This is a genomic window from Aquipseudomonas ullengensis (assembly GCF_014174475.1).
Lineage (GTDB): Bacteria > Pseudomonadota > Gammaproteobacteria > Pseudomonadales > Pseudomonadaceae > Aquipseudomonas > Aquipseudomonas ullengensis.
Map to the genome: position 1 here is coordinate 241539 of NZ_JACJUD010000004.1, position 25685 is coordinate 267223.

Genomic DNA, 25685 nt, shown 5'->3' on the forward strand with positions numbered 1-25685 from the left:
GTGGATGCTCGCTGATCCTGCTTGCAGACTAGCAGCCACCCCAGACGTATGCCTGGGGCAGCGAAACACTCTGCCGATCAGCGCAGTCCCAGCTGCTGCTTGAGCTGCGCCAGACGAGAATCACCGGGCGCAGCCTGCTCAAGGCGTTTCACATACTCGATGGCCTTGTCCTGCTCGCCGGCAGAACCATGCAGGTAGACCATGGCATACAGCAGGTCCGCATCCTGTGGGGCTTGGGCCAGACCTGACTCCAGCGCACTGCGCGCTTCATCGCGACGCTGCAGTTGCAGCAACAACAGGCCTTGGTTGTAGCGAATGCGCGGGTTGTCCGGCAGCAGCTCGGCAGCTTCCTGCAGGAACTGGGCGCCCTCTTCCGCTTGCCCCCTTTCGACCAATAGCAGGGCCAGCATATAGGCCAGGTTGCCCCGGTCGCCCGCTGGCATGGCTTTCAGGGCAACACCGTCACGCAGGGTTTGTTCTGCCTCGTCCTGGCGCAGCATGCCATTAGCCAGGGTGACCAGGTTGACCCGCGCCGGGGAGAAATATGGATCCAGTTTCAATGCCTGGCGGTACTGCTCCAGAGCCTCCAGTTGCTGGCCTTTGCGCTCCAGCAGCACGGCCAGGTTGAGGCGATTGCCGGGCAACGAGGCGTTGCTGCGCAAGCGTTGTTCATAGTCATCGAGTGCCGCGGTAAAGCTGGCTCGGCGGTCTTCGGGCAAGGCGATCAGCGGGATACCCGCCAATGCGCGCAACGCTTCATCACGTACCGCGCGCTGTGGGTCATCCAGCAGCGGCAATAGGTGTTTGACCCGCTCCACGGGAGGCAGATCGGTAAACGCCTGGGCGGAATAGGCACGCACCAGCGGGCTGGGGTCCTTGAGTGCTTTTTCCAGGGTTGGCAGCGCCGGGGCGCCGAGGCCATTCAAGCGTTCGGCTGCCGTGGCACGTACCGTGGCGGACTTGCCCATGTCGCCGATCAGTCCACTGAGCAGTTGCAGCGAATCGGCACTGCCCTGGCGAACGGCGTGGAATGACTCGCCATAGTGTGGCGGCCGCTGGGGCTTGCCGTACCAGCCTTCGATGGCCTTGGCTGCCCACGCAGGTGTCTTGCCTTCATGACAGGTGGTGCAGGCATCCGGGCTGGCGGTTTTTTCGGCCAGATCGGGACGTGGCAGGCGGAAACTGTGGTCGCGGCGCGGGTCGACCACCATGTAGGTTTTTTCCGGCATGTGGCAGCTGACACATTGGGCGCCGGCAGAGCCTGCCTGGTGATGATGATGCTCAGGGCTGTCGTAGTTTTTCTCCTGCAGGCTGGGGAAGCGGGACGGCGGCGTCTCGCTATGGCACTGCTGGCACAGGCCATTGCCTTCGATCTTGACCTTGGTGGTGTGCGGGTCATGGCAGTCGGTACAGGCCACGCCGGCAGCGGACATCTTGCTTTGGGTGAAGGAGTCGTACTCATAGACTTCACCCAGAATCTGCCCGTCGGCGTGATAAAGATCGGGGCGCAACGTAGCCGGCAGGACTGCATCGAGCAGCGGCTTGCCTGGTTGCTGACCCACGCCCAGGCTCTGCCGCCGGCTGTGGCAATAGGCGCACTGCTCCACCAGCCCGGTACTACCGAGCGCCTTGAAATCAACTTGCAGGCCGACGTCCTTGGCCGACGCATAGGTTTTACCCGCGGCGTCTTTATCCTTGCTCGCCCAGTCGACATGCGCCTGACCCGGGCCATGGCAGGCCTGGCAGCCGACATTCTGCTCGTGCCAGGTGGTGGCAAAGGTGTCGGTCTTATCGTCGTAGTGGTTGAGCAGATTGGTCGAGTGGCAATCCGCGCACATGGCGTTCCAGTTCTGGTAACGCCCGGTCCAGTGCAGTGGATCATTCGGGGCGAAGCGTTGCCCCGGATAGAGAGAGAACCAGCGCTGTCCACCGGCGCTCTTGTCGCGCGAATCCCAGGCGATGGTCAGGCTCTGCAGGCGTCCGCCAGGAAACTCCACCAGGTATTGCTGCAACGGCTGGTAGCCAAAGGTGTAGCGAATCTCGAAATCCGCCGGCTTGCCATCGGCGCCTTCGGTGTTGACGAAGAACTTGCTGCCCTTGCGAAAGAATTTGGCCTTGACGCCCGCCTCGTCGAAACGCGCATTGGCGAAGTTGCCCAGTACGCGGCTCGGCGTGGCCTCATGCATCGCCCAGTCATGGTCGGAATTTTTCCAGGCCTTGGCTTGTTCGCCATGACAACCCAGGCAGGTAGCAGCCGGCGCATAACCGGCGGCATCGGTTGCCAATTGCGGGGGCTTGCCTTCAGCGGCGTAGCTGGGGGCGGAGAACACAACGGTCGTGAACAGGACGCAGAGCAATTGGGCGAAAGACGGCAAAACGATTTCCTCGGGCAGCTTGATTCTTCTTGTTCTGGGCAGACGGCACTGCCCCACAACCCGCTACGAATGTGCTCTTCGCCTATGCGGGCAAGTATCGCGGCTTAGTTTCCAGCCTAACGCCGCGTCAGGCCAGTCATTTGCCATGTTTTAGCCGCTTTTTTACGAACAAAGGTGACAGCCCGTGTTACCACACCAGTGTTTCCTTTAGGCATATCGGGTCGGAATCGCCGTGGTGAACTTCAGCTCCTCCATGGCGATGAAGGAGGAAATATCGGTGAAGTCCAGGCGCGAGATGAGTTGCTTGTATACCGCGTCATAGGCCTGCACATCCGGCACGATCAGGCGCAACAGATAGTCGATCTCGCCGGTCATGCGATAGGCCTCGACGATTTCCGGGATATCGGCGATGGCGCTACGAAAGCTCTCCAGCCAGTCCATCGAATGACGGGCCGTGCGCACCCCGACGAACACCGTGGTCGGGACGTTGGCCTTGCGCCGGTCTACCAGCGCCACGCGGCGGCTGATCAACCCCTCCTCCTCCATCCGTTTGACCCGCCGCCAACAGGCCGACACCGACAACGCGGTGTGCTCGGCCAGATCGGTGATGGGCAACGAGGCATCCTGTTGCAGCAGGTCAAGCAGAGTACGATCACGCTGGTCGAGCATGGGGAGTCCTGGCAGCTATCGAGGTCTGAGCCGCGATTCAGCAGCGTCGAGAACCTTCTCTATGGATTTAATTTTCACTATTTACTGAATCAGCGAAATGAACACGCATGAACAGTTAAACATGCGCAAAAGTTAGCGCAAATTTTGCGCAGGCGTCTCGCTAGACTTTTGATTATCGAATTTGCCTACAGTGAGGCGGCAACAATGAAGACCATCGGACTGATTGGCGGCATGAGTTGGGAAAGCACCGCGGTGTATTACCGCGAAATCAACGAGCGCATGCGTAAACGCCACGGCGGCCTGGTGTCGGCAGACATCCTGTTGCGCTCCGTCGACTTCAGCCAGGTCGTGGCGCTGCAACAAGCCGGACGCTGGGACCAGGCCGGCGCGGATCTCGCCCACATCGGCCAGCAACTGGAAAAAGCCGGTGCGGCCTGCGTGCTGATCTGTACCAATACCATGCACAAGGTAGCCGATGCGGTGGCCCAGGCCATCGGCGTACCGCTGCTGCACATCGTCGATGTCACTGGCGCCGCACTGCAGCAGGCCGGCATGCGCCGCCCGCTGCTACTCGCCACCCGCTACACCATGGAACAGAATTTCTATCACGACCGCCTGGCCGCACGGTTCGGTATCGAGGCCCTGGTGCCGGATGAGCCTGATCGCACCCTGGTGCATGAAGTGATCTTCAACCAGTTGTGCCAAGGCGTCGTCTGCGCCGAGTCGAAGCAAGCCTTTCTCGACGTGATCGCCCGCGGCAAGGCTGCCGGTGCCGACTCGGTGATCCTCGGCTGCACCGAGATCGGTCTGCTGATCGGCCTGAGCGATGGCGAACTGCCGGTGTTCGACTCGACCTACCTGCACGCCCAGGCCGCCGTGGATTTCTCCGACGGCGTAGCGGCTATCTGACGCCCAGGCGCTTGGCCAACCGACTCAGGTTGGCCCGATCCAGCCCCAACTCGCGTGCGGCATCGGCCCATTTGCCCTGGTGACGGGCCAGCGCCTGCTCGATCAGGCTGCGCTGGTAGACATCCACCGCCTCGCGCAGATCCAGCCCGCCGGCGTCTGCCGCTATCCCATCCACTGGTTCTATCGCCGGGCTCTCGGCCTGTACGACTGGTAGATCGATCGCCGCTTCATCGATGCTGAGAATCCGCGGCCGCTCGGCATGCCTGGCCAGCGCCTTGAGCGCAGCGCGCCCGATCAGGTGTTCCAGTTCGCGCACGTTGCCCGGCCAGGAGTACGCCACCAGCGCCTTTTGCGCCTCACCGCTCAACCGCAAGCTGCGCAGCCCCATGCGCGCGCGGTTTTCTTCGAGGAAGTAGCCGGCCAGTAGCAACACATCGCGGCCGCGCTCGCGCAGCGGCGGCACCAGCAGCGGATAAACACTGAGGCGGTGGTAAAGGTCGGCGCGAAAACGCCCGGCACGGACTTCCGCCGCCAGGTCGCGGTTGGTCGCTGCCAGCACCCGTACATCAACATGGTGCTCCCGGTCCGAGCCGACCCGCTGTAACTGCCCGCTTTGCAGCACCCGCAGCAGCTTGGCCTGCACCGCCAGGGGCAGCTCGCCGACCTCGTCGAGAAACAGGCTGCCACCGTCAGCCAGCTCGAACTTGCCCTTGCGTTCACTGACCGCGCCGGAGAACGCGCCACGCACATGGCCAAACAATTCGCTCTCGACCAGCGTATCCGGCAACGCCGCACAGTTGAGGCTGACCAGCGGCCGCCTGGCCCGTGGCGAAGCGGCATGAATGGCCTCGGCGACCAATTCCTTGCCAACCCCGGTTTCGCCGGTGATCAGCACGGTCAACTGGCTGTCACCGACCAGCTTCACCTCATCCTGCAATTTGCGCTGCGCCGCGCTCTGGCCGATCAGCTCACGGGGTTGCGGGCTGGCCTGACGGTACAGCTCATTGAGCTCACGCTCATCCTCAACCCGACGCGCCAGCCCGCTGATGCGTTCGCTGGCCTTGACCGTCGCGGCGGCCAGGCTGGCGAAGGCCTCCAGGGCCGCGAGATCGATCTGACCGAAACGAGCGGGGTCGAGCGAATCCAGGGTCAGCAGGCCCCATAACTGCTCGTCCAGGTACAGCGGGCAACCCAGGCAATCGTGTACTTCGAGGTGCCCGTGCACGCCCTCGACCAGGCCGTCGTAAGGGTCCGGCAAATCGCAGTCGGTGGCAAAACGCGTCGGCCCACGGTTATCCAGCAACGCCTGCAGGCGTGGGTGTTCGGCCGCCTTGAAGCGCCGGCCGAGGGTGTCCGGACTGAGGCCAGCCACGGCTACCGGACGCAGTACATCATCGTCCAGCTTGAGCAAGGCCGCAGCATCGCAGGGAAAAAGCTCGCGCGAGGCGGCCAGCAGGCGGCTGTAACGCTGTTCGTCACTGAGCTCGCGGGACAGATCGGCGACCAGCGGAAAGAATATCTGCAGTAGAGAGTTCGCGGTCATTTCGACTACTTGCGGTTAATTTGACTCGTTAATCATGCAGTCAAAAAGACACGCTAAAAACTCAACCTATTGATAAATAAGCGAATTAAAAGTGGCATGGATTCTGACTATACAAGGTGTGACTTAAAGCTAGCACGCCATGGGCAACAGTGGCCAACGCCACCCCGCCGCCGATTACCAAGGAGTTATTCCATGCTGTCGAACCACCACCGCGCTCTCGTCAAAGCCACCGTGCCCCTGCTGGAAAGCGGCGGCGAAGCGCTGACCCGGCACTTCTACGAATTGATGCTGCGCGAGTATCCCGAAGTGCGTCCGCTGTTCAATCAGGCCAACCAGGCCAGTGGCGATCAGCAGCGTGCGCTGGCCAATGGCGTGCTGATGTATGCCCGGCACATCGACAAGCTGGAAGCACTGGGCGAGCTGGTTGGGCGCATCGTCAACAAGCACGTATCGCTGCAGATCCTCCCGCAGCACTACCCGATCGTCGGCACCTGCCTGCTGCGTGCCATTCGTGAAGTGCTCGGCGCCGATATCGCCACCGACGAGGTGATCGACGCCTGGGCCGCTGCCTACGGTCAACTGGCGGACATCCTCATCGCTGCCGAAGAACAGCGCTACGCGGCCAACGAAACCGCCGATGGCGGCTGGCGTGGCGCCCGCGACTTCCGCGTGGCCCGCAAGGTTGTGGAAAGCGCCGAAATCACGTCGCTGTACCTGGTGCCGGTCGATGGCGGCGCCGTGGTGGCCCACCAGCCCGGGCAATACATCGGCCTGCGCCTGACCGTCGACGGTGAGGATGTGCGGCGCAACTACTCGCTGTCGGCCGGCGCCAATGGCCGCGAGTACCGCATCAGCGTCAAGCGTGAGCACGGCGGCCGGGTGTCCAACTACCTGCATGACCAGGTTCAGGTCGGCGCGGTGCTGCAACTGTTCCCGCCGGCCGGCGACTTTGTCCTGCGCGAATCGAGCAAACCCCTGGCGCTGATCACCGCCGGCGTCGGCATCACCCCGGCGCTGGCCATGCTGGAAAGTGCGCGCCACTCGGGCCGCCCGATCCACTTTATCCACTGCGCCCGTGATGGTGCCGTGCACGCCTTCCGCGACTGGATCGAAGCGCAGAGCGACGCCCATCCGCAGGTGAGGCACTACTTCTGCTACAGCGAACCGCAGGCCGATGACCAGGCGCACGCAGCCGGCTTCCTGACCCGCGACCTGCTGGCCGAGTGGTTGCCGGCAGAGCGTGACCTGGACGCCTACTTCCTCGGGCCCAAGCCCTTCATGGCCCTGGTCAAGAAGCACCTGCGCGAGCTGGGCGTACCGCAAGAGCAGAGCCACTACGAGTTCTTCGGGCCGGCCAGCGCGCTGGAAGCCTGACATCACCGCTATTTCACCTGGAGCACGCCATCATGATCGAGTCCATCTGCCAACCACGTAATCTGCTTCGCCTGTCCAGCCTGGTCCTGAGTGTCGGCCTGGCCCTGTTGCTTGTCGGCATCGTGCTGGCCTATGGCTTCGATCGGCACCTGAGCATTGTCGAGCTGGTCGGCGCCCACGCGCTGACCATCATCGGCCCGACACTGCTGAAGATCGGCTACGTGATGCGCTTGATAGCCGCTTACCGGCTGAGCCAGGACGAAACCTCGGCATTTGCCCATGTGGCTTTCTGAGCCAGGCCTAGTGGGTAGCCGGAGCAGCCCCGCCGCCTAGCGACGGTCACGCCAGACGGTCTGCACGTTGAGGAATTCGCGCAGGCCGAAGTGCGACAGCTCGCGACCATAACCGCTCTTCTTCACGCCGCCGATGGGCACGCGCGGGTCGGATGCGGCATAGCCGTTGATGAACACCGCGCCGCTGACGATGCGGCGCGCCAGCTTCATGGCGTTGTCGACGTCACCACTCCACAGGCTGCCGCCCAGACCGAATTCACTGTCATTGGCCAGCTCGATGGCGTGCTCGGCATCGCGCGCGACGATCAGCGAGGCCACCGGGCCGAAGATTTCCTGGCGAAAGCTGGTCATGCCCGGCTGCACGTTGCCCAGCACGGTAGGCGCGTAATAGTTGCCAGGGCCCTCCAGGGGATGCCCACCCAGCAGCAGGCTGGCGCCCTCCTCCAGGGTCGCGCGAACCTGGCCATCCAGTTCGTCACGCAGATCGGCGCGGGCCATCGGGCCGAGGTAGGTGTTGTCATCCTGTGGATCACCGATCTTCAGCGCGCTCACCGTGGCGACAAAGCGCTGGGTGAAGGCTTCGGCAATCGGCGCCTCAAGAATGATGCGTTTGGCGGCGATGCAGATCTGCCCATTGTTCTGGAAGCGGCCGATAACCGCGGCCTTGACCGCTTCATCCAGGTCGGCATCGGCCAGCACGATAAAGGGATCGGAACCGCCCAGCTCCAGCACGCATTTTTTCAGCGCCGCGCCGGCCTGAGCCGCGATGGCGGCACCGGCACCGACACTGCCGGTCACCGCCACCGCGGCGATACGCGGGTCGGCGATGCTGCGCGAAACCAGCTCCGGCGTGACGTTGATCAGCTCGAACACGCCTGCCGGCAGGCCGCTTTCGCGCCAGATGCGGGTCAGCAAGGTCGCGCTGCCCATGACGTTGGGCGCGTGTTTCAGCAGGTAGCTGTTGCCGCCAAGGATGATCGGCACTGCGCCGCGCATCACCTGCCAGAACGGGAAGTTCCACGGCATCACTGCCAGCACCGGGCCCAGCGGCAGGTAGGCGACCCGTGCACGGTCATGTTCCACCTGGGTGGTTTCCTCGGCCAGCATCGCCGGGCCATGCTCGGCGTACCAGTCGCACAAGGCCGCGCACTTGGCCACTTCGGCACGCGCCTGGCTGATCGGCATGCCCATCTCGGCACAACTGGTGCGCGCCAAAACCTCGGCGTTGTCGCGCAGTGCGCCGGCCATGCTGCGCAGCGCTTCGACCCGACGCGCCAGGGAAGCATCACGCCAGGTCTGGAAACCAGCCTGCACGGCCTGCAGGCTGGTTTCCAAAGCGGCGCCGTCCTGGAATGGATAACGGGCGATCTCCTCGCCGGTGCTGGGGTTGCGTGAAATCGCGTGGGTCTGGCTCATGGTGTCCTCGCAAGCGGTGGGCCTGGGTTGTCGTGGACACAAACTAAGCTGGCGTATTTTTCTCGTAAAATGAATAATTAAGAACAATTCATTCTCTGGAAAAGAAAGTGGAACTGGCTCAACTGGAAATCTTCCGCGCCGTGGCGCAGACCGGCAGCATCACCCAGGCCGCCGAACGCCTGCACCGCGTGCCTTCCAACCTGACCACGCGGATCAAGCAACTGGAAGCCGAACTCGGCACCGAACTGTTTATCCGCGAGAAACTGCGCCTGCGCCTGTCAGCCACCGGCGTGGCCTTTCTCGACTATGCCCAGCGCATCCTCGAACTGACCGCCGAAGCCCGTGAAGTCGCCAGCGGCCTGGTGCCCCAGGGGCGTTTCGTCCTCGGCTCGATGGACAGCACCGCGGCGGTCCGCATCCCGACGCTGTTGGCGCGCTATCACCAGCACCACCCCAAGGTGCAGCTGGAGCTATCGACCGGCCCCTCGGGGGAAATGATCGATGGCGTGCTCTCCGGCCGCTTCAGCGCGGCCTTTGCCGATGGCCCGCTGAACCACCCGCAACTGGAAGGCGTGCCGGCGTTCGAGGAAGAGCTGGTGCTGATGACCGGCAGCGCCCACGTGCCAGTGCGCGATGCCAGGGATGTCGCCGGGGCTACCTTGTTCGCCTTTCGCGATACCTGCTCCTACCGGCGCCGCTTCGAGCACTGGTTCGCCGCCAGCCAGACGTTGCCGGGCAAGATCGTCGAGATGGAGTCCTACCACGGCATGCTTGCCTGCGTGGCTGCCGGGTCCGGAGTGGCGTTGATTCCACGGATGATGTTCGACAGCCTGAGCGGCCGGCACAATGTGCAGGCCCATGCGCTCAATCCGGAACATAGCCAGGCGGTAACCTGGCTGATGTGGCGGCGCGGCACCAATACCCCGGCGCTGCGGGCCTTCATCGAATTGCTGGAAGGCCCGTCGGAAGCTCGCGCTTAGGCGAGTTCTTCCTCGTCCTCAGCCGCTTCGGCGGGGATGTTGTCGAAGATCAGCCGGGGATCGAAAGTCACGGCCGCAATCATCGTCAGAATCACCACCAGGCAAAAGGCGGCGGCTCCCGGCCCGGCTTCGATGCTGGCCAGGTGGCCGAAGTTGACCAGGGCCACGAGGATGGCGATGACGAAGATATCGAGCATCGACCAACGCCCGATCCACTCGATGAAGCGGTACATCAGCACTCGCTGCTTGGCGGACAGACGCTGGTGGCGCTGGACGGAGTAGAGCAACGTGGCAATCCCGACCAGCTTGAAGGTCGGCACCAGGATGCTGGCGACGAAGACCACCAGGGCAATCGGCAGCATGTCCGCGTGGATCAGCTCGATGACCCCCTCCATGATGGTTGCCGGCGTGCCGTTGCCGAGAAAATTCACCGTCATGATCGGCAGCATATTGGCCGGAATGTAGAGAATCGCTGCGGTGATCAGCAGGGCCCAGGTCCGCACCAGGCTGTTGGGCCGGCGGGGGTGCAGGTGCGCGCCGCAGCGCTCGCAGTGCTGTTCCTCGCCTTCGCGCAGGTATTCCAGCTTGTGACATTCGCCGCAAAGCAGGATGCCGGCATCAAGTGCGCGCATGGTCGCCCTCCTCTTCGCTCAATGCGTCCCAGACCTGGTGCGGGGACATCGTTACCTCCAGCCAGATCTGCGCCAGCATCATTCCCACGAAACAGGCCAGGCCAACGCCCAGGTGCAGCTCGGCCATGCCACTCAGTTTGACGATGGAAACCAGGATGCCGAACAGGTACACCTCGAGCATGCCCCACTCGCGCAGGTGGTTGTAGGCCCGGTACAGCTGCACACCCAGCGGGCGCAGGCTGGCATAGGGCATGCTCAGCAGCACGGCCAACTGGCACAGCAGCTTGACCAGCGGTACCAGCATGCTGCACATGAACACCACGAAGGCCACGCCCTTCATATCCAGGTGATACAGCCCGATCACCCCGCTCCACACCGTGTCGACGGCATTCTGGCCGAGCAGGTTAAGGCTGATGATCGGCAGGAAGTTGGCTGGAATGAACAGCAGCAAGGCCGTCAGCACCAGCGCCAGGGAGCGCCGGCGCATGTGCGAGCGGTGCACCACCAGCTCATAGCCACAGCGTGGGCAGCTGGCTTTCTCCTCCTCGCCCAGATGCGGGTGATGCATCAGCAAATCGCACTCGTGGCAGGCAATCAGCTGATCCAGCGGCGGCAACGGCTGGCCATCAACGACTACCCGGCCCGCCAGACCTTCCTCACTCATTCGCAAACTCCGTATGGCTCAAGTGCGACAACCGGCCGCCGCTGTCATTGCGGGTCGAGTCGGAGTCAATGGATTGTTCGATAGTACCGCGGCCCGCTGATGATTGGGCCAGGAGAAACGAACCTCCCGGCGCCACGAGCGTGGCGGCCGGAAAGCCCGCATACCGCCTTACAGCACCAGGATGCTCTGGGCCAACTGCATGTCACTGGCCTGGCCAACCGGGTAGGTGGCCCGAACATGCAGCAGCGCCGCCTCCAGGTGAGCGCCACGCACTTCACCCTGGCTGGCGACGAAGCTGGCGGCATCGTCACGCGCCTGCAGCACGATCTTGTCGTCCTTGAACGACGACGAGGTGATGTCCGAAGTCCCTTTGGTGGCCCCGACAATCGCATCGGTCGTCACCACGAAACTGGTCGCCTGGGCCAGCCCGCTCATTCCCAGCAGAGCAGCGCATACATATAAATGGAATCGCATATTGGTCACCTTCTTGGTTGTTGGGAGATCCCTGAAAAATGATAGCGGGCCCGCCGCAGAGCTGCGCGAACTTCGTGTCAGTCGCGGTCCAGCAGGTGGAAGCGTGGCAAGCCCAGGCGCCACTGGATCGCAGCCAGGCGGATCAGCAGCACGCTGAGCATCGCCACGCCGGTATCCAGCCAGTGCGGGGTTTGCAATTCACGCAGGGCAATGAATACCACCGAGCCGACGATGCAGGCCGTGGCATAGATTTCCTTCTGGAAGATCAGCGGAATTTCGTTGCAGATCACGTCGCGCATCACCCCGCCGGCCACCCCGGTCATCACGCCCATGATGATCGCCGTGCTGTAGGGCACGTTGTGCTGCAGGGCCACTTCGGTACCGATCACGGTGAACACTGCCAGGCCGAAGGCGTCGGCGATCAACAGGCCACGCTCGTGAATCGGCTGGGTCAGACGCACCCAAAGCACGGTGCCGACCGCGGCCAGCGAAGCGACCAGGATGTAGGTGTCGTTGCGAATCCAACTCACCGGGTGGTTATCGAGGATCAAGTCCCGCAGGGTCCCGCCGCCCAGCGCGGTGATGATTGCGATCACCAGCACGCCGAACAGATCCATGGACTTGCGCCCGGCCATCAGCGCACCGGTAATGGCGAAAACGGCAACACCGAACAGGTCGGCAAGGTAGAAAATTTGCTGCATGGCGCGTTCAGCTAGCGACGGGGGCGCGCATGGTAACAAACTCCTCCGCGGCCGTCGGGTGAATACCCAGCGTGTCGTCAAACAGCTGCTTGGTCGCCCCCGCTTTGAGCGCAACGGCCAGGCCCTGGATGATCTCGCCGGACTCCGGCCCGACCATATGGCAACCCAGCACCTTGTCGGTCTTGGCATCCACCACCAGCTTCATCAGCGTGCGCTCCTGGCAATCGCTGAGGCTCAGCTTCATCGGCCGGAAGCGGCTTTCGAATACCTTCACCGTATAGCCATCGGCGCGTGCCTGTTCTTCGCTGAGGCCGACCGTGGCGATGTTCGGCAGGCTGAAAACCGCCGTCGGGATCAGGTTGTAATCAACCTTGCGGTACTCCTCCGGACGATACAGGCGACGGGCCACAGCCATGCCTTCTGCTAACGCCACAGGTGTCAGCTGCACACGACCGATCACATCGCCGATGGCTAGAATTGATGGCTCGCTGCTCTCGTAGTTGTCGTCGACCTTGATGAAACCGCGCTCGTCGAGCTCGACCTGGGTGTTCTCCAAACCCAGGTTATCCAGCATCGGGCGCCGCCCGGTGGCGTAGAACACGCAATCGGTAGGTAGCTGGCGACCATCCTTGAGCGTGGCTAGCAGGCTGCCATCGGCTTGCCGGTCGATGCGCACGATGTCGGCCTGGAACTGCAGATCCATCCCTTTCTTGCTCAACTCATCCTTGAGGTGCTGGCGCACCGCGCCATCGAAGCCGCGCAGGAACAGTTCGCCGCGGTAGAGCAAGGAGGTCTGCGCCCCAAGACCATGAAAGATCGAGGCGAACTCGACGGCGATATAGCCACCGCCAACCACCAGCACGCGCTTGGGCAGCTGCTTGAGGAAGAACGCTTCATTGGAACTGATGGCCAGCTCCTTGCCAGGGATATCCGGCACCTGGGGCCAGCCACCGGTGGCGATCAGGATGCGTTCGGCGCTATGCCGTTGGCCGTTGATTTCAACGGTATGCGCATCCAGCAGGCGGGCATGCCCTTCAATCAGCGTAACGCCGCTGTTGACCAGCAAATTGCGGTAGATGCCGTTGAGCCGTTCGATCTCGCGATTCTTGTTGGCGATCAGGGTCGACCAGTCGAAATTTGCTTCGGCGCCACTCCAGCCAAAGCTCCGCGCCTGCTCGAAGTCTTCACCGAAGTGGGCGCCGTAGACCAGCAACTTCTTCGGTACGCAGCCAACATTGACGCAGGTACCGCCCAGGTAGCGGCTTTCCGCCACGGCCACGCGGGCACCAAAGCCAGCGGCGAAACGCGCCGCACGCACGCCACCGGAGCCGGCGCCGATGACGAACAGGTCGAAGTCGTAGGACATGGGTTATGGTCTCCTCAGTTGGCTGCCAGCATAACCCATAGCCTCTCTGGTTCAGCCGAAAAGCGCGACACAGGAGCCTCGCCGATGCCCACCACCCTCACCCATCTCGCCCTCCACGTCCCTGACCTAGAGGCCTGCATCGACTTTTATCAGCAGTTCTGCGGCATGCGGGTGATCCATGAACGCGCCGGCAAAGGTTCAAAGATCGTGTGGATGGCCGAACCGGGCAAGGAGCATCAATTCATCTTCGTGATCATGCCTGGTGGCGCGGATCGGCAACTGGCGGCTGACGATTACAGCCACTTCGGTTTCGCCGTGGACAGTCGTGAGCAGGTCGAAGAAATCGCCCGCCTGGCCGAATCGGCCGGCTGCCTGATCTGGCCCGCGCGCGATGAGCCCTACCCCGTGGGCTACTACTGTGGGCTGCGCGACCCGGCAGGCAACTACGTCGAGTTCAGCTACGGCCAGCCGCTCGGTCCGGGCTCGGAGGCCATGCCCATCCCCTGAATAGGGAAGCCTGAAACACAAAAGCCACCCGGAGGTGGCTTTTGTTCGACGCTGCAGGCTCTATCAGTAAGCCTTGCCGGTCTTGTACAGGTTCTCGAAGCAGAAGTTGGTCGCCTCGATGTAGCCTTCGGCGCCACCGCAGTCGAAACGCTTGCCCTTGAACTTGTAGGCGATCACGCAACCATCCTGCGCCTGCTTCATCAGCGCATCGGTGATCTGGATTTCGCCACCCTTGCCCGGCTCGGTCTGCTCGATCAGGTCGAAGATATCTGGGGTCAGGATATAGCGGCCGATGATCGCCAGGTTGGACGGCGCATCTTCCGGCTTCGGCTTCTCGACCATGGTGTTCACCCGGTAGATGTCGTCGCGGATCATCTCGCCGGAAATCACACCGTATTTCGAGGTTTCTTCCGGCGGCACTTCCTGAATGGCGACGATGGAGCAGCGGAACTGGTTGTACAGCTTGACCATCTGCTGCAGCACGCCGTCGCCTTCGAGGTTGAAGCACAGGTCGTCAGCCAGAACCACGGCGAACGGCTCGTCACCGATCAGCGGGCGACCACAGAGGATGGCGTGACCCAGGCCCTTCATTTCAACCTGGCGGGTGTAGGAGAACGAGCACTCGTCGATCAGACGGCGAATACCGACCAAGTATTTTTCCTTGTCGGTGCCCTGAATCTGATGCTCCAGCTCGTAACTGATGTCGAAATGGTCTTCCAGGGCGCGCTTGCCACGGCCGGTAACCATGGCGATTTCGGACAGGCCCGCTTCCAGTGCTTCTTCAACGCCGTACTGAATCAGTGGCTTGTTCACCACCGGCAGCATTTCCTTGGGCATGGCCTTGGTGGCCGGCAGGAAGCGGGTGCCGTAACCGGCGGCCGGGAACAGACATTTCTTGATCATGGGGATCCTTGGTGCTGCGGGGGATAAATGCGGCGCAGTCTAATCAGGCGGCACTGGCCTTACAATGCCCAGCCAGCGGTCTGCCAATGCCTCTATAGAGGAAGCCCAAGCCGGCTAGTTCCGTCGCGTCATAAATGTTGCGGCCGTCGAATATTACAGGCATCCGCATCAAGCCGCGAATCCGCGCAAAATCTGGCTGACGGAACTGTTTCCACTCAGTCACCAGTACCAGGGCATCGGCACTTTCCGTGGCCGAATACGGAGACTCCGTGAGCTGTAGCTGGCCACTTTCCAGCGCTTCCGCATAACGCCCCTGCATACCGTTACAAGCCACTGGATCACAAGCCTGCACCTTGGCCCCGGCAGCCAGCAGAGCATCGAGCAATACCAGACTGGGCGCCTCGCGCAGATCATCAGTACCCGGCTTGAAGGCCAGCCCCCATACGGCAACAATCCGCCCCTGCAGGAGCCCATTGAAATGCTCGCGTACGGACTGGAACAGCAGGGTCTTCTGCAGCGCATTGCGCGCCTCCACCGCACGCAGAATACCTGGCTCAAATCCCTCCAGCTCGGCACTGCGGATCAGCGCCCGCACATCCTTGGGGAAACAGGAACCGCCATAGCCACAACCGGCATAGATGAAATGGGTTCCGATACGCTTGTCGCTGCCAATGCCCCGTCGCACATCCTCGATATCCACATCCAGGCGGGCACACAACCCGGCCATCTCGTTCATGAAGGAGATGCGCGTTGCCAGAAAAGCGTTAGCCGCATATTTGGTGAACTCGGCAGCACGCACGCCCATGCACAACACGCGCTCATGGTTGCGCAGGAACGGAGCGTACAAGCGGCGCAACTGCTCGGTGCTTTGTCCATCATCGCAGCCCAGTATCACTCGATCCGGGCGCATGAAGTCCTCGACAGCGGAGCCTTCCTTGAGGAACTCTGGATTGCTCGCGATGCGCACCCGGAAACTCATGCTCCGGCTTGCCAGCCGCCGGTTGATGCGCTGGCCTACACGCTCAGCCGTACCAACCGGAACGGTAGATTTGTCGACCACCAGGCACGGCTGCTGCAATGCCTCACCCAGCTCATCGGCCACCGCCAGAACATGCGACAGATCGGCTGAGCCATCTTCACCGGTGGGCGTGCCCACAGCGATAAAGGCGATTGCGGCATTGCGCACGCCCTCCCCCATGCTTGCACTGAAACTGAGCTGACCGCTGGCCAGGTGAGCACGCAAAAGCGCTTCCAGACCCGGCTCGTAGATCGGCACATCACCCCGCGCCAGCCGAGCCAGCCGTACTGGATCACGCTCGACACAGACCACTCGATTGCCCATTTCGGCAAAACAGCAGGCCGTTACCAGTCCCACATACCCCGCACCTATTACGCACAGTTGCATCGTTCGCCCCTCATCCATTTGTCGCGATTGCAACCCATGGCGGTGGCGAGGGCGTGACACTGGCGCGTCAATCTGATGACAGGAGCAGCTTGCCAGCAGATTTCTGCGGGCAACAAAAAACCCGGCCTAGGCCGGGTTTTCTGTGAAGCGACAGACCAAATTACTTGGCTTGGGCTTCTACTTCAGCTTCTACGCGACGGTTAACAGCGCGGCCAGCTTCGGTAGCGTTGTCAGCAACCGGGCGGGACTCACCGTAACCAACCGAGTTAACGCGCTCGGAACCTACACCGTACTGGTCAACCAGGACTTCACGAACGGCGTTAGCACGACGCTCGGACAGTTTCTGGTTGTAGGCGTCAGTGCCGACGGAGTCGGTGTGACCTTCAACAGTGGTGCTGGTCGACGGGTACTGGTTCATGAAGTCAGCCAGGTTCTTGATGTCGCCGTAGCTTTCTTCTTTGACCTTGGACTTGTCGAAGTCAAATTTCACGTCCAGTTCAACGCGAACGACTTCAGCCACAGCCGGGCAGCCATCGGCATCAACGGTGACGTTGGCCGGGGTGTCGGGGCACTTGTCAACGTTGTCGCAAACACCGTCGTTGTCGCTGTCGCTGCACACTTCAGCAACAGGCTCGGCAGCCGGGGCCGGCTTGGAGCCGCCACCGAAGTTCAGGCCGATACCAACGCTCGGGGCCCACTCGGTGTCGCCCTGGTCGATGTTGTATTGAGCTTCAACACCAGCGCGGGCATAGAAGTTCTCGGTGAAGTACAGCTTGGCACCGCCGCCCAGGTTGGCGAAGGTGGAACCGTTACGGCCACTACCGTTCTGACCGATGCTCTGGTCAGAGAAACCGGCGGATACGTACGGACGCAGGGTGTCACCCGGAGCGTTGAAGTGGTACAGAGCATCCAGGGCAGTGTTGGAGCCCTTGATGTCACGACCGTCTTCGGCGCGAGCGTTGTGTACTTCGTCGTAGCCCAGACGCAGTTCAACGTCGTCTGTCAGGAAGTAACCGATGGAGCCGCCGAACAGGTTGCCGTCGTTTTTGAATTCACGAGCGCTGTCGAACTGCTGTTTTTTGGCGAAGCCTTCGACTTCGACCGCACCTTGACCTTGAGCCAGAGCGTTAAGCGAAGTGGCAGCTACCAGAGAGCCGATGACAACGCCAAAAGTATTTTTCAGTTTCATCCGTAAAAATCCCCATCATTTGATGACTATGAGTTATCCCAGAGTTGCCCCGGGAATAACCTGGCGGCAAGTCTAACAAACTAGACACCGCCATGCCTGTGATATTTCGTTGCGAATTAAGTTTCGCCAACTCCGGCAAATTTTTCGCGCAAGCGATCAAGAGCACGCTTGTAACGCATTTTCGTTGCACTGAGCCCCATGTGCATGATGTCCGCGATTTCCTGAAACTCCAGCTCCGCAACGAATCGCAGGACAAGAATTTCACGATCAATCGGGTTGACATGGATCAGCCAGCGATCAAGCCCACCCTTTTCTTCGGGCTTGGGCGCCTTCTCTTCGGATGCTTCTTCCAGAGGGTCAAGACTTAGCGCATCAAGCAAGCGGCGTTTACGACGCTCTTTGCGATATTGAGTGATGCACTCGTTATACGTGATGCTATATAGCCATGTTTTGAACTTCGACTTGCCCTCGAAGTTCTTCAGACCATAAAGAACCTTGAGCATGACCTCTTGGCAGACGTCGTCGGCATCACGCTCGTTGCCCAAATAACGGGCGCAGACATTGAACAGCGTGCGCTGGTAACGACGCATCAGCTCTTCATAGGCACGCGTCACGTGGAAGAGTTCGACATGCGCACGCTGGACCAGCTCTTCGTCGGAGAGCTCGCGAGGGTCGTAACGCGTGGGAAGCGGTTGGGCTTTGTTCAAAACGGGTCGTGCCGACAGTCAGGTCAAATGGCGGCCACCGCCCACACAAGGGCGTCGCCTGTGGCCGCATACATTAGCAGGGATTGGACGCTTAGCGGCTGCTGACGCGCTGCTCGAGCAGGGTACGGTTGGCTACCGATACCAGCTCACCGTCTTCGGTCAGAATGATGGTTTTGACCGTGCCGATCTCCTCGATTTGGCCTTCGACCTCACCTATCTTCACTTGTTGCCCGACATCGTAGAGCTCGCGCACATAAATACCGGCAAGGATCTGTCCGGCGATTTCGCGACTGCCCAAACCGAGGGCCAATGCGACAGCCAGACCGATGGAAATCAGCACAATGGCGATCACGTTGTTGAGCAGATCGGTCTTCACTTCCAGCTGACCGATAGCTACCGAGATGCTGATGATGATCACCAGTCCTTGGGCAATGCGGCCCAGACCATGGGCGTAATCCAGCCCCACCCCTTCTGCCGCGCCGCGCACGATACCGCTAAGCAGCTGCGCCAGCAGCACACCCGCCAGCAGGATGGCTGCCGCGCCCAGCACTTTCGGCAGGTACAGAGCCAACACATCAAGAGTGGCAGAGACGCGGTCAAGCCCCAGGGACTCAGCCGCGGAAACCAGGAAGATCAGCAGAACGAACCAGTAGACCACCTTGCCGATCAGCGTCGACACCGGCACCTGGATACCCACTCGGGCCAGCATCTTGGTCAGGCCAGTGCCTGCCATCAGGCGGTCCAGACCAATTTTGGCCAGCAGCTTCGACAGCAAGGTATCGAGCAGCTTGGCCACCACGAAACCCAGCAGTACCACCACCAACGAACCGAACAGGCGAGGAATGAAGGCCCCAATCGGCGTCCAGACGGTTTCCATGGCTTTTACGAGACTTTGAGTCCAGGGGTCGAATTCCATCTTCAATCAGCCTTGTCTACGGAACGTGAGGTTGCAGTGCGACGGGAAACCGGTGCGGTGTGCGCCGATCCATTATTCAGGGCGATCATCAGGGCTTCGGCCCAGTGACCGAGCAAGCTGAACAGATCACCGGCACCCACCTGGCGGTTGGCGGTCTTGAGTACGCGGCCCAGCGCAGCTCCGTCATCGTGGTCTGATGAGGAGGTTTTCAGCAGGTCCCGCAGGGATTCTTCAAACGGATCGTGCATGCGCACCTCGCATGGATATGAGGCCTAGACGTGGCCCTCGCCTACCGGGTCACATCAAAGCCAGCGTAAGCGGCGAAATAGCCACCACTGGAAACACGCAACCGCGCCCAACAAGGCACAGGCGAACAGAAAACCGTGGCCATTCTGCGCACCAGGCATGCCGCCGAGATTGATGCCGAGCAAGCCGGTGATAAAGCTCATCGGCATGAAAAAGCCGGTGATGATGCCAAGCCGATACATGGTGCGATTCATCTTCTCGCTCATGCGTCGATGCTCAGCCTCGAGCACCAGACCGACACGCTCGCGCACCAACTCCAGCTCCTCGAGATAGCGAATCAACCGATTGCTCAGCTCATTCCAGTAATCGGTATCGTCCTTGGCGAACCAGGCAAAGTCGTTGCGCGCCAACTGGCTGTAGATCTCTCGCTGCGGCGCAAGGAAACGCCGCAGATTGGCCGCGCGCAGACGTACATGCAGCATCAAGCCATGATTGGGCATATAGAGCTCATCGCTATCGAGCCGCTCTTCCTGCTCTTCTAACTGCTCGGACAAACCCTCGATCACCGCATCGACGCGATCAGCCAGATAATGGGCCAGCTGCAGGATCAACTCGGCCGAGTTCTTCGGGCCGCAGCCCTTCTCCAGCTGCGCGATGATCTCCTCAGTGGCCCGCAGGGGGCGCAGGCGCAGGGAGATCACCCGCTGCGGATCGGCAAAGATACGCGCCGAAACCATGTCTTCCGGCTCGGCGCCAGGGTTGAGGTTGACCCCGCGCAGGAACAGCAGCAGCGCATCACCCGGCAACTGCAGCTGCCGTGGCCGGGTGTTCTCCTCCAGCAGCAGGTCACAGGCGAACTCGCTGATTCCACTCTGCTCGCGCAGCCAGCGCTGGGTCAGCGGGTGGCTGCGATCCCAATGCAGCCACAAGCTTTCTGCGCCCTGCAATTGCAAGCCTTCCAGCGCCTCGCGGAAAATACTGCGGGCGCCGCCCTGGCCATCGAGGACAAAGGCATGCACCAGCCCCCAGTCGAGATTGTCTTGCTCTGGCATCCGTTGCGTCACCTGACCACCAGCACGCACAGCGGCGTGCCCGGATGGCTCACTCCGGCATCTTCAGCGGTTCAGGGGAAACGATGACGCCATTGTTATCGGCGTAGACATAGTGGCCCGGGTGAAAAGTGACACCAGCGAACGTCACCACCACGTTGAGGTCGCCAATACCGCGCTTGTCGGTCTTCATCGGATGGCTGGCCAGGGCCTGCACGCCGAGGTCGGTCTGCGCCAGGACGTCGACGTCACGTACGCAACCGTAGATGACCATGCCTTCCCAGCCATTTTTCGCGGCTTTCTCGGCAATCATGTCGCCCAGTAGCGCGCGGCGCAGCGAGCCGCCACCGTCAACCACCAATACTTTGCCCTGGCCCGGCAGGTCGGCCTGGGATTTCACCAGGGAGTTGTCCTCATGGCACTTGATGGTGACGATCTCGCCACCAAAGGAATCGCGCCCGCCAAAGTTGGCGAACATCGGCTCGAGCACCTGCACCAGCTCCGGGTAGGCGTCACACAGATCAGGGGTGATGTATTGCATGGGGGAAACTCCTGTTAATGAATACGTCAGAGATCGATGCCGATACGGTCGCCGTCATAGGCAAGTTTGAACAGATTGAGGTTACCGCAGGAGGCATTCAGCGACTGGCCGTTGAGCAGGTCAAACTCGGCGCCATGCCGCGAGCAGCGCAGCACCGTACCGACGACCGTGGCGTTGTGCAAGGGCGCGCCCTGGTGCGGGCAACGGTTCTCCAGCAGCACGGGCTGACGGTCGACCATCAGCAACAGCAGGCTCCGCCCGTCGACCTGAAACAGCCGGCGGTAGCCATCATCGAGATTGATCAACCGCTCAAGCGCAATGAACATAGCGCCACCTTGTGCCGGAAATGACCAGCAAGCCTGAATGTGTCACATCTTAGCCGCATGCCTGGGCGCTTGTAACTTCAGTCGTGCGCCACACCTTCGGGCAATTGCCCTGCTTGCAGCCAGTGTTCGACCAGGGGCCAGACTTCCCGCTGAGCTTCCTTGCTGACCAGCATTTCAACGTGCCCGTAGTCGCTGGAAAAGCCCTTGTCCTTGGCCAGACACAGGTAACTGTGTGGCGCCGAAACGAACTGGTCGGCCAGCTTGCGGCAGGCCCAGGCCGGGTCTTGCGTATCGCCCGCGGCAGTCACTGCAAGCAACGGGACCTGGACATCGGCCAAACCGGCCCACCAGTTGCGCTCGCTGTCGCCAAAACGGCCAAACAGGCGGTGCCAGCGCAAACTCTCTAGTGCCAAGCCAATTGGCTCATCCTCGGGGCCGCGCTTGAAGCGCGAGCCGGAGATATGGTGAAAGCCCTTGAGCAGCAACCGGCTACTCCACTCCACCGGCGGCACCTTGAGCGGCCAGTAGATGCGACTGACCTGGCTACCGAACAGCGCCACCGATGCGGCAGTCTGGCTATCCAGGTAGTGACCACCCAGCGCCGCAGCCAAGGTAATGCCACCCAGTGAGTGACCAATCCAGTGTGGTGCCTGACCGCTTTGCTCGCAGACAAAGGCCGCGATAGCCGGCAAGTCATAACGTGCGTAATCGGCCACGGTATTGCGACTGTAAGCCTGGTTGCGCGGGGACAGGCCGTGGCCGCGCATCTCGGCGATCCACACATCAAACCCGGCACGCGCCAGTTGTGGGCCGAGTCCGATGCCCTTGGGCGAATACCAGAAGCGCCGATTGGAAAAACTGCCATGTAGCAGAATCACCGGCACACCGCGTTGCGGCTGATCGGCCAAGCCGAGACGGGTCAAGGCCAGCTCGACGGAATAATCCGGGCTGTTGCCTGGTTTCAGGCGATACACATCCTCGCTCAGGTCGGCGCGCAGCTCGGCACTGACCAGGGCAACGGGGAACAATTCGCTACTGCTTTGCATAGTGGGTCTTGCACAAAAAAGGGCGGAATCGCTTCCGCCCTTTGGTGGAGATGGTGTTGAGCTTAGGCCGGCTGGGTTTCCGCGAGGAAGAACCAGGTGTCCAGCACCGAGTCCGGGTTCAACGAAACGCTTTCGATGCCCTGCTCCATCAGCCAGCGCGCCAGGTCCGGGTGATCCGATGGGCCCTGACCGCAGATACCGATGTACTTGCCGGCCTTGTTGCAGGCCTGGATGGCATTGCTGAGCAGCTTCTTCACCGCCGGATTACGTTCGTCGAACAGGTGCGCAACGATGCCGGAGTCACGATCCAGACCCAGGGTCAGCTGGGTCAGATCGTTGGAACCGATGGAGAAACCGTCGAAGAACTCGAGGAACTCTTCGGCCAGGATCGCGTTGGACGGCAGCTCGCACATCATGATGACCTTCAGGCCATCCTGGCCGCGGGCCAGGCCGTTGGCTGCGAGCAGGTCAACGACCTGGCTGGCCTCGCCCAGGGTACGCACGAACGGCACCATGATCTCGACGTTGGTCAGGCCCATTTCATTGCGGACTTTCTTCAGCGCACGGCATTCCAGCTCGAAGCAATCGCGGAACGACTCGCTGATGTAACGCGAAGCGCCACGGAAGCCCAGCATCGGGTTTTCTTCCTCCGGCTCGTACAGCTTGCCGCCGATCAGGTTGGCGTATTCGTTGGACTTGAAGTCCGACAGGCGCACGATGACTTTCTTCGGCCAGAAGGCCGCAGCCAGGGTGCTGATGCCCTCGACTAGCTTCTCGACATAGAAGCCAACCGGATCGTTGTAACCGGCAATGCGTTTGTCGACGCTGTCCTTGATCTCGGCCGGCAGGCCTGCGTAGTTCAGCAGCGCCTTGGGGTGCACGCCGATCATGCGGTTGATGATGAACTCGAGACGCGCCAAGCCGACACCGGCGTTGGGCAGCTGGGCGAAGTCGAAGGCACGATCCGGGTTGCCGACGTTCATCATGATTTTGAACGACAGGTCCGGCATTGCATCCACGGAGTTCTTGCGGATGTCGAAGCCCAGTTCACCCTCGAAGATGAAACCGGTGTCGCCTTCAGCACAGGAAACGGTAACGCCCTGGCCATCGCGAAGAACCTGGGTCGCGTTGCCGCAACCGACTACCGCCGGGATACCCAGCTCACGGGCGATGATCGCCGCATGGCAGGTACGCCCGCCACGGTTGGTGACGATGGCGCTGGCGCGCTTCATCACGGGTTCCCAGTCCGGGTCGGTCATGTCGGAAACCAGCACGTCGCCCGGTTGGACCTTGTCCATTTCGGACACGTCCTGGATGACCCGCACCTTGCCGGCGCCGATCTTCTGGCCGATGGCACGACCTTCAACCAGGACGGTGCCCTTCTCTTTCAGCAGGTAGCGTTCCATCACGGTAGCGCTGGCGCGGCTTTTCACGGTTTCCGGACGGGCCTGGACGATGTACAGCTGGTTGTCGTCGCCGTCTTTGGCCCACTCGATATCCATCGGGCGGCCGTAGTGCTTCTCGATGATCAGCGCCTGCTTGGCCAGCTCGGTGACTTCGGCATCGCTGAGGCAGAAGCGCGCACGATCAGCGCGGTCGACATCGACGGTTTTCACCGACTTGCCCGCCTTGGCTTCTTCGCCGTAGATCATCTTGATGGCTTTGCTACCCAGGTTGCGGCGCAGGATGGCCGGACGGCCCGCTTCCAGGGTTTGCTTGTGTACGTAGAACTCATCCGGGTTCACTGCGCCCTGCACCACGGTCTCGCCGAGGCCATAGGCACCGGTGATGAACACCACGTCACGGAAGCCGGATTCGGTATCCAGGGTGAACATCACGCCGGCGGTACCGGTTTCCGAGCGGACCATGCGCTGCACACCGGCAGACAGGGCAACCAGTTTGTGGTCGAAGCCCTGGTGCACGCGGTAGGCGATGGCGCGGTCGTTGAACAGCGAGGCGAAGACTTCCTTGGCCGCGCGGATCACGTTTTCCACGCCGCGGATGTTCAGGAAGGTTTCCTGCTGGCCGGCGAAAGAAGCGTCCGGCAGGTCTTCGGCGGTAGCCGAGGAACGTACGGCGACCGCCATATTGGCGTTGTCACCCGCCATCGCGGCGAAGGCCGTGCGGATTTCGCTGTTGAGGCGCTCGGGGAACTCGGCGTCCATGATCCATTGGCGGATCTGCGCACCGGTTTTGGCCAAGGCATTGACGTCGTCAACATCCAGCGCGTCGAGCGCGGCGTGGATACGATCGTTCAAGCCACTCAGATCAAGGAAGTCACGGTAGGCCTGCGCGGTAGTAGCGAAACCGCCAGGGACAGAGACACCAGCACCGGCCAGGTTGCTGATCATTTCGCCCAGGGATGCGTTTTTGCCCCCTACATGCTCCACATCGTGGACGCCGAGCTTATCGAGGGGAACTACGTACTCTACCAAGGTGAACTCTCCACTGTGCTTGGCCAAGCCGCTGCAGGCGAGCTGCATTCTGGCTTTGCCTCAAGGAAATAAGTCACAATGCCGGCCAGTACGGGCCCGACAAAGGGGGCCTATGATAGCCAAGAATCGTTCCTGACTTAAGGCCTCTGGTGCAAATGAAACGAACCGCTTTCTTCATCTCCGACGGCACCGGCATTACCGCCGAGACCCTCGGCCAGAGCCTGCTGGCACAATTCGACACTATCGGCTTCACCAAGCTCACGCGCCCCTATATAGACAGCGTGGACAAGGCGCGCGCCATGGTACAACAAATCAATACAGCTGCCGAGAAAGACGGCGTGCGCCCGATCATCTTCGACACCGTGGTAAACCAGGAAATTCGCGACATCCTGGGCCAGTCCGACGGTTTCATGATCGACATTTTCTCCACCTTTCTCGCCCCCCTGGAACAGGAGCTCAGCTCCCATTCGTCCTACTCGGTGGGCAAGTCCCACTCCATAGCCAGCAGCAGCAACTACATGGAACGGATCGAGGCGGTGAACTTCGCCCTCGACAACGACGACGGCGCCCGCACTCACTACTACGACAAGGCCGATCTGATTCTGGTCGGTGTTTCTCGGTGCGGAAAGACGCCCACCTGCCTGTATATGGCCATGCAATTCGGTATTCGTGCAGCCAACTACCCGCTGACCGAAGAAGACATGGAGCGCCTGCAGCTGCCAGCCGCCCTTAAACCCTACAAACACAAGCTGTTCGGCCTGACCATCGACCCGGACCGGCTTACGGCCATCCGTCACGAGCGCAAACCCAACAGCCGCTACGCCAGCTTTGCCCAGTGCGAGTTCGAGGTGCGCGAGGTGGAGAACCTGTTCCGCCGCGAAAACATCCCGTACATCAACTCCACGCATTTCTCGGTGGAAGAGATTTCCGCCAAGATACTCGTGGAAAAAGGCGTGGAACGCCGCCTCAAGTAACGCTGGCGTTACAGTTCAGCAAAAGCCCGGCCCAGCGCCGGGCTT

At 61.4% G+C, this 25685-nt stretch carries 26 protein-coding genes; 6 read left to right on the forward strand and 20 right to left on the reverse strand.

The window, feature by feature from the left end; all coding sequences use genetic code 11:
• Positions 1-77: 77 nt before the first annotated feature.
• Together H3H51_RS13470 and H3H51_RS13475 are read right to left on the reverse strand one after the other, a co-directional pair.
• Positions 78-2375, reverse strand: a complete 2298-nt coding sequence (locus tag H3H51_RS13470; RefSeq protein WP_407926504.1) for a tetratricopeptide repeat protein — start codon at positions 2373-2375, stop codon at positions 78-80.
• Between the two features lie 207 nt (positions 2376-2582).
• Positions 2583-3044: an Lrp/AsnC family transcriptional regulator gene (locus H3H51_RS13475; protein ID WP_183089569.1), complete on the reverse strand. Its 462-nt coding sequence runs from the start codon at positions 3042-3044 to the stop codon at positions 2583-2585.
• A gap of 204 nt (positions 3045-3248) precedes the next feature.
• On the opposite strand from H3H51_RS13475, the gene H3H51_RS13480 reads away from it, so the two are divergent.
• Entirely contained in the window at positions 3249-3953 is a 705-nt protein-coding gene (locus H3H51_RS13480) for an aspartate/glutamate racemase family protein (protein WP_183089570.1), read from the forward strand.
• Here the strand turns inward: H3H51_RS13480 and norR are convergent.
• Positions 3946-5496, reverse strand: coding sequence for a nitric oxide reductase transcriptional regulator NorR (gene norR, locus H3H51_RS13485; protein WP_183089571.1), 1551 nt, complete (start codon positions 5494-5496; stop codon positions 3946-3948). The two genes, H3H51_RS13480 and norR, sit on opposite strands and share 8 nt — an antisense overlap.
• A 192-nt stretch (positions 5497-5688) precedes the next feature.
• Here norR and hmpA point away from each other — a divergent pair, with 192 nt between their 5' ends.
• Both hmpA and H3H51_RS13495 read left to right on the forward strand, forming a co-directional pair.
• The gene (gene hmpA, locus H3H51_RS13490; RefSeq protein ID WP_183089572.1) at positions 5689-6870 is read left to right on the forward strand and encodes an NO-inducible flavohemoprotein; all 1182 of its coding nucleotides are present in this window, start codon (positions 5689-5691) and stop codon (positions 6868-6870) included.
• A gap of 32 nt (positions 6871-6902) precedes the next feature.
• On the forward strand, positions 6903-7163 hold the full coding sequence (locus H3H51_RS13495) for a transmembrane sensor/regulator PpyR (RefSeq protein ID WP_183089573.1): 261 nt from the start codon (positions 6903-6905) through the stop codon (positions 7161-7163).
• 36 nt (positions 7164-7199) lie between these two features.
• On the opposite strand, the gene H3H51_RS13500 is transcribed toward H3H51_RS13495, so the two are convergent.
• Positions 7200-8579, reverse strand: a complete 1380-nt coding sequence (locus tag H3H51_RS13500) for an aldehyde dehydrogenase family protein (RefSeq protein ID WP_183089574.1) — start codon at positions 8577-8579, stop codon at positions 7200-7202.
• Positions 8580-8686: 107 nt separating this feature from the next.
• On the opposite strand from H3H51_RS13500, the gene ptrR reads away from it, so the two are divergent.
• Positions 8687-9559, forward strand: coding sequence for a putrescine utilization regulator PtrR (gene ptrR / locus H3H51_RS13505; protein ID WP_183089575.1), 873 nt, complete (start codon positions 8687-8689; stop codon positions 9557-9559).
• Here ptrR and H3H51_RS13510 read toward each other — a convergent pair.
• The 5 genes from H3H51_RS13510 to gorA form a co-directional block, all read right to left on the reverse strand.
• Entirely contained in the window at positions 9556-10191 is a 636-nt protein-coding gene (locus H3H51_RS13510) for a paraquat-inducible protein A (RefSeq protein WP_183089576.1), read from the reverse strand. The genes ptrR and H3H51_RS13510 overlap by 4 nt on opposite strands.
• Positions 10178-10855: a paraquat-inducible protein A gene (locus H3H51_RS13515; RefSeq protein ID WP_183089577.1), complete on the reverse strand. Its 678-nt coding sequence runs from the start codon at positions 10853-10855 to the stop codon at positions 10178-10180. Before H3H51_RS13515 ends, H3H51_RS13510 begins: the two co-directional genes overlap by 14 nt.
• A gap of 168 nt (positions 10856-11023) precedes the next feature.
• Positions 11024-11329 (reverse strand): DUF2388 domain-containing protein, encoded by a 306-nt coding sequence (locus tag H3H51_RS13520; protein ID WP_183089578.1) that lies wholly within the window; start codon positions 11327-11329, stop codon positions 11024-11026.
• Positions 11330-11406: 77 nt separating this feature from the next.
• Positions 11407-12030: a trimeric intracellular cation channel family protein gene (locus H3H51_RS13525; RefSeq protein WP_183089579.1), complete on the reverse strand. Its 624-nt coding sequence runs from the start codon at positions 12028-12030 to the stop codon at positions 11407-11409.
• Positions 12031-12037: 7 nt separating this feature from the next.
• Positions 12038-13396 (reverse strand): glutathione-disulfide reductase, encoded by a 1359-nt coding sequence (gene gorA, locus H3H51_RS13530; RefSeq protein WP_183089580.1) that lies wholly within the window; start codon positions 13394-13396, stop codon positions 12038-12040.
• An 84-nt stretch (positions 13397-13480) separates the two neighbouring features.
• Here gorA and H3H51_RS13535 point away from each other — a divergent pair, with 84 nt between their 5' ends.
• Positions 13481-13903 carry a VOC family protein gene (locus tag H3H51_RS13535; RefSeq protein WP_183089581.1) on the forward strand — a complete coding sequence of 141 codons (423 nt, stop codon included), beginning with the start codon at positions 13481-13483 and terminating at the stop codon, positions 13901-13903.
• 63 nt (positions 13904-13966) lie between these two features.
• On the opposite strand, the gene galU is transcribed toward H3H51_RS13535, so the two are convergent.
• The 11 genes from galU to ppsA all read right to left on the reverse strand — a co-directional run bounded on the left by galU (position 13967) and on the right by ppsA (position 24666).
• Positions 13967-14806, reverse strand: a complete 840-nt coding sequence (galU, locus tag H3H51_RS13540) for a UTP--glucose-1-phosphate uridylyltransferase GalU (protein WP_183089582.1) — start codon at positions 14804-14806, stop codon at positions 13967-13969.
• A 43-nt stretch (positions 14807-14849) separates the two neighbouring features.
• Positions 14850-16211: a UDP-glucose dehydrogenase family protein gene (locus H3H51_RS13545; RefSeq protein ID WP_183089583.1), complete on the reverse strand. Its 1362-nt coding sequence runs from the start codon at positions 16209-16211 to the stop codon at positions 14850-14852.
• Between the two features lie 160 nt (positions 16212-16371).
• Complete coding sequence (locus H3H51_RS13550) at positions 16372-17400, reverse strand: OmpA family protein (protein WP_183089584.1); 1029 nt, start codon at positions 17398-17400, stop codon at positions 16372-16374.
• Between the two features lie 116 nt (positions 17401-17516).
• Positions 17517-18107: an RNA polymerase sigma factor SigX gene (gene sigX / locus H3H51_RS13555; protein ID WP_183089585.1), complete on the reverse strand. Its 591-nt coding sequence runs from the start codon at positions 18105-18107 to the stop codon at positions 17517-17519.
• Positions 18108-18198: 91 nt separating this feature from the next.
• Positions 18199-19023, reverse strand: a complete 825-nt coding sequence (locus H3H51_RS13560) for a mechanosensitive ion channel family protein (protein WP_183089586.1) — start codon at positions 19021-19023, stop codon at positions 18199-18201.
• Positions 19024-19025: 2 nt separating this feature from the next.
• On the reverse strand, positions 19026-19271 hold the full coding sequence (locus H3H51_RS13565) for a CrfX protein (protein WP_183089587.1): 246 nt from the start codon (positions 19269-19271) through the stop codon (positions 19026-19028).
• Positions 19272-19325: 54 nt separating this feature from the next.
• On the reverse strand, positions 19326-20321 hold the full coding sequence (locus tag H3H51_RS13570; protein ID WP_183089588.1) for a zinc transporter ZntB: 996 nt from the start codon (positions 20319-20321) through the stop codon (positions 19326-19328).
• A 49-nt stretch (positions 20322-20370) separates the two neighbouring features.
• The gene (gene rraA / locus H3H51_RS13575) at positions 20371-20859 is read right to left on the reverse strand and encodes a ribonuclease E activity regulator RraA (RefSeq protein ID WP_183089589.1); all 489 of its coding nucleotides are present in this window, start codon (positions 20857-20859) and stop codon (positions 20371-20373) included.
• 26 nt (positions 20860-20885) lie between these two features.
• Positions 20886-21185, reverse strand: coding sequence for a Rieske (2Fe-2S) protein (locus H3H51_RS13580; RefSeq protein ID WP_183089590.1), 300 nt, complete (start codon positions 21183-21185; stop codon positions 20886-20888).
• 77 nt (positions 21186-21262) lie between these two features.
• Complete coding sequence (locus H3H51_RS13585; protein WP_183089591.1) at positions 21263-22231, reverse strand: alpha/beta fold hydrolase; 969 nt, start codon at positions 22229-22231, stop codon at positions 21263-21265.
• Between the two features lie 62 nt (positions 22232-22293).
• Positions 22294-24666, reverse strand: coding sequence for a phosphoenolpyruvate synthase (ppsA, locus tag H3H51_RS13590; protein WP_183089592.1), 2373 nt, complete (start codon positions 24664-24666; stop codon positions 22294-22296).
• A gap of 155 nt (positions 24667-24821) precedes the next feature.
• Here ppsA and ppsR point away from each other — a divergent pair, with 155 nt between their 5' ends.
• Positions 24822-25640, forward strand: a complete 819-nt coding sequence (ppsR, locus tag H3H51_RS13595) for a posphoenolpyruvate synthetase regulatory kinase/phosphorylase PpsR (protein WP_183089593.1) — start codon at positions 24822-24824, stop codon at positions 25638-25640.
• The last annotated feature ends 45 nt before the right edge of the window (positions 25641-25685 follow it).

Excerpts from the sequence above, each read along its gene's own strand:
- H3H51_RS13475 (WP_183089569.1), bottom strand. The coding sequence starts at position 3,044 with ATGCTCGACCAGCGTGATCGTACTCTGCTTGACCTGCTGCAACAGGAT.
- H3H51_RS13480 (WP_183089570.1), top strand. The coding sequence starts at position 3,249 with ATGAAGACCATCGGACTGATTGGCGGCATGAGTTGGGAAAGCACCGCG.
- norR (WP_183089571.1), bottom strand. The coding sequence starts at position 5,496 with ATGACCGCGAACTCTCTACTGCAGATATTCTTTCCGCTGGTCGCCGAT.
- hmpA (WP_183089572.1), top strand. The coding sequence starts at position 5,689 with ATGCTGTCGAACCACCACCGCGCTCTCGTCAAAGCCACCGTGCCCCTG.
- H3H51_RS13495 (WP_183089573.1), top strand. The coding sequence starts at position 6,903 with ATGATCGAGTCCATCTGCCAACCACGTAATCTGCTTCGCCTGTCCAGC.
- H3H51_RS13500 (WP_183089574.1), bottom strand. The coding sequence starts at position 8,579 with ATGAGCCAGACCCACGCGATTTCACGCAACCCCAGCACCGGCGAGGAG.
- H3H51_RS13510 (WP_183089576.1), bottom strand. The coding sequence starts at position 10,191 with ATGCGCGCACTTGATGCCGGCATCCTGCTTTGCGGCGAATGTCACAAG.
- H3H51_RS13515 (WP_183089577.1), bottom strand. The coding sequence starts at position 10,855 with ATGAGTGAGGAAGGTCTGGCGGGCCGGGTAGTCGTTGATGGCCAGCCG.
- H3H51_RS13520 (WP_183089578.1), bottom strand. The coding sequence starts at position 11,329 with ATGCGATTCCATTTATATGTATGCGCTGCTCTGCTGGGAATGAGCGGG.
- H3H51_RS13525 (WP_183089579.1), bottom strand. The coding sequence starts at position 12,030 with ATGCAGCAAATTTTCTACCTTGCCGACCTGTTCGGTGTTGCCGTTTTC.
- gorA (WP_183089580.1), bottom strand. The coding sequence starts at position 13,396 with ATGTCCTACGACTTCGACCTGTTCGTCATCGGCGCCGGCTCCGGTGGC.
- H3H51_RS13535 (WP_183089581.1), top strand. The coding sequence starts at position 13,481 with ATGCCCACCACCCTCACCCATCTCGCCCTCCACGTCCCTGACCTAGAG.
- galU (WP_183089582.1), bottom strand. The coding sequence starts at position 14,806 with ATGATCAAGAAATGTCTGTTCCCGGCCGCCGGTTACGGCACCCGCTTC.
- H3H51_RS13545 (WP_183089583.1), bottom strand. The coding sequence starts at position 16,211 with ATGCAACTGTGCGTAATAGGTGCGGGGTATGTGGGACTGGTAACGGCC.
- H3H51_RS13550 (WP_183089584.1), bottom strand. The coding sequence starts at position 17,400 with ATGAAACTGAAAAATACTTTTGGCGTTGTCATCGGCTCTCTGGTAGCT.
- H3H51_RS13560 (WP_183089586.1), bottom strand. The coding sequence starts at position 19,023 with ATGGAATTCGACCCCTGGACTCAAAGTCTCGTAAAAGCCATGGAAACC.
- H3H51_RS13565 (WP_183089587.1), bottom strand. The coding sequence starts at position 19,271 with ATGCACGATCCGTTTGAAGAATCCCTGCGGGACCTGCTGAAAACCTCC.
- H3H51_RS13570 (WP_183089588.1), bottom strand. The coding sequence starts at position 20,321 with ATGCCAGAGCAAGACAATCTCGACTGGGGGCTGGTGCATGCCTTTGTC.
- rraA (WP_183089589.1), bottom strand. The coding sequence starts at position 20,859 with ATGCAATACATCACCCCTGATCTGTGTGACGCCTACCCGGAGCTGGTG.
- H3H51_RS13580 (WP_183089590.1), bottom strand. The coding sequence starts at position 21,185 with ATGTTCATTGCGCTTGAGCGGTTGATCAATCTCGATGATGGCTACCGC.
- H3H51_RS13585 (WP_183089591.1), bottom strand. The coding sequence starts at position 22,231 with ATGCAAAGCAGTAGCGAATTGTTCCCCGTTGCCCTGGTCAGTGCCGAG.
- ppsR (WP_183089593.1), top strand. The coding sequence starts at position 24,822 with ATGAAACGAACCGCTTTCTTCATCTCCGACGGCACCGGCATTACCGCC.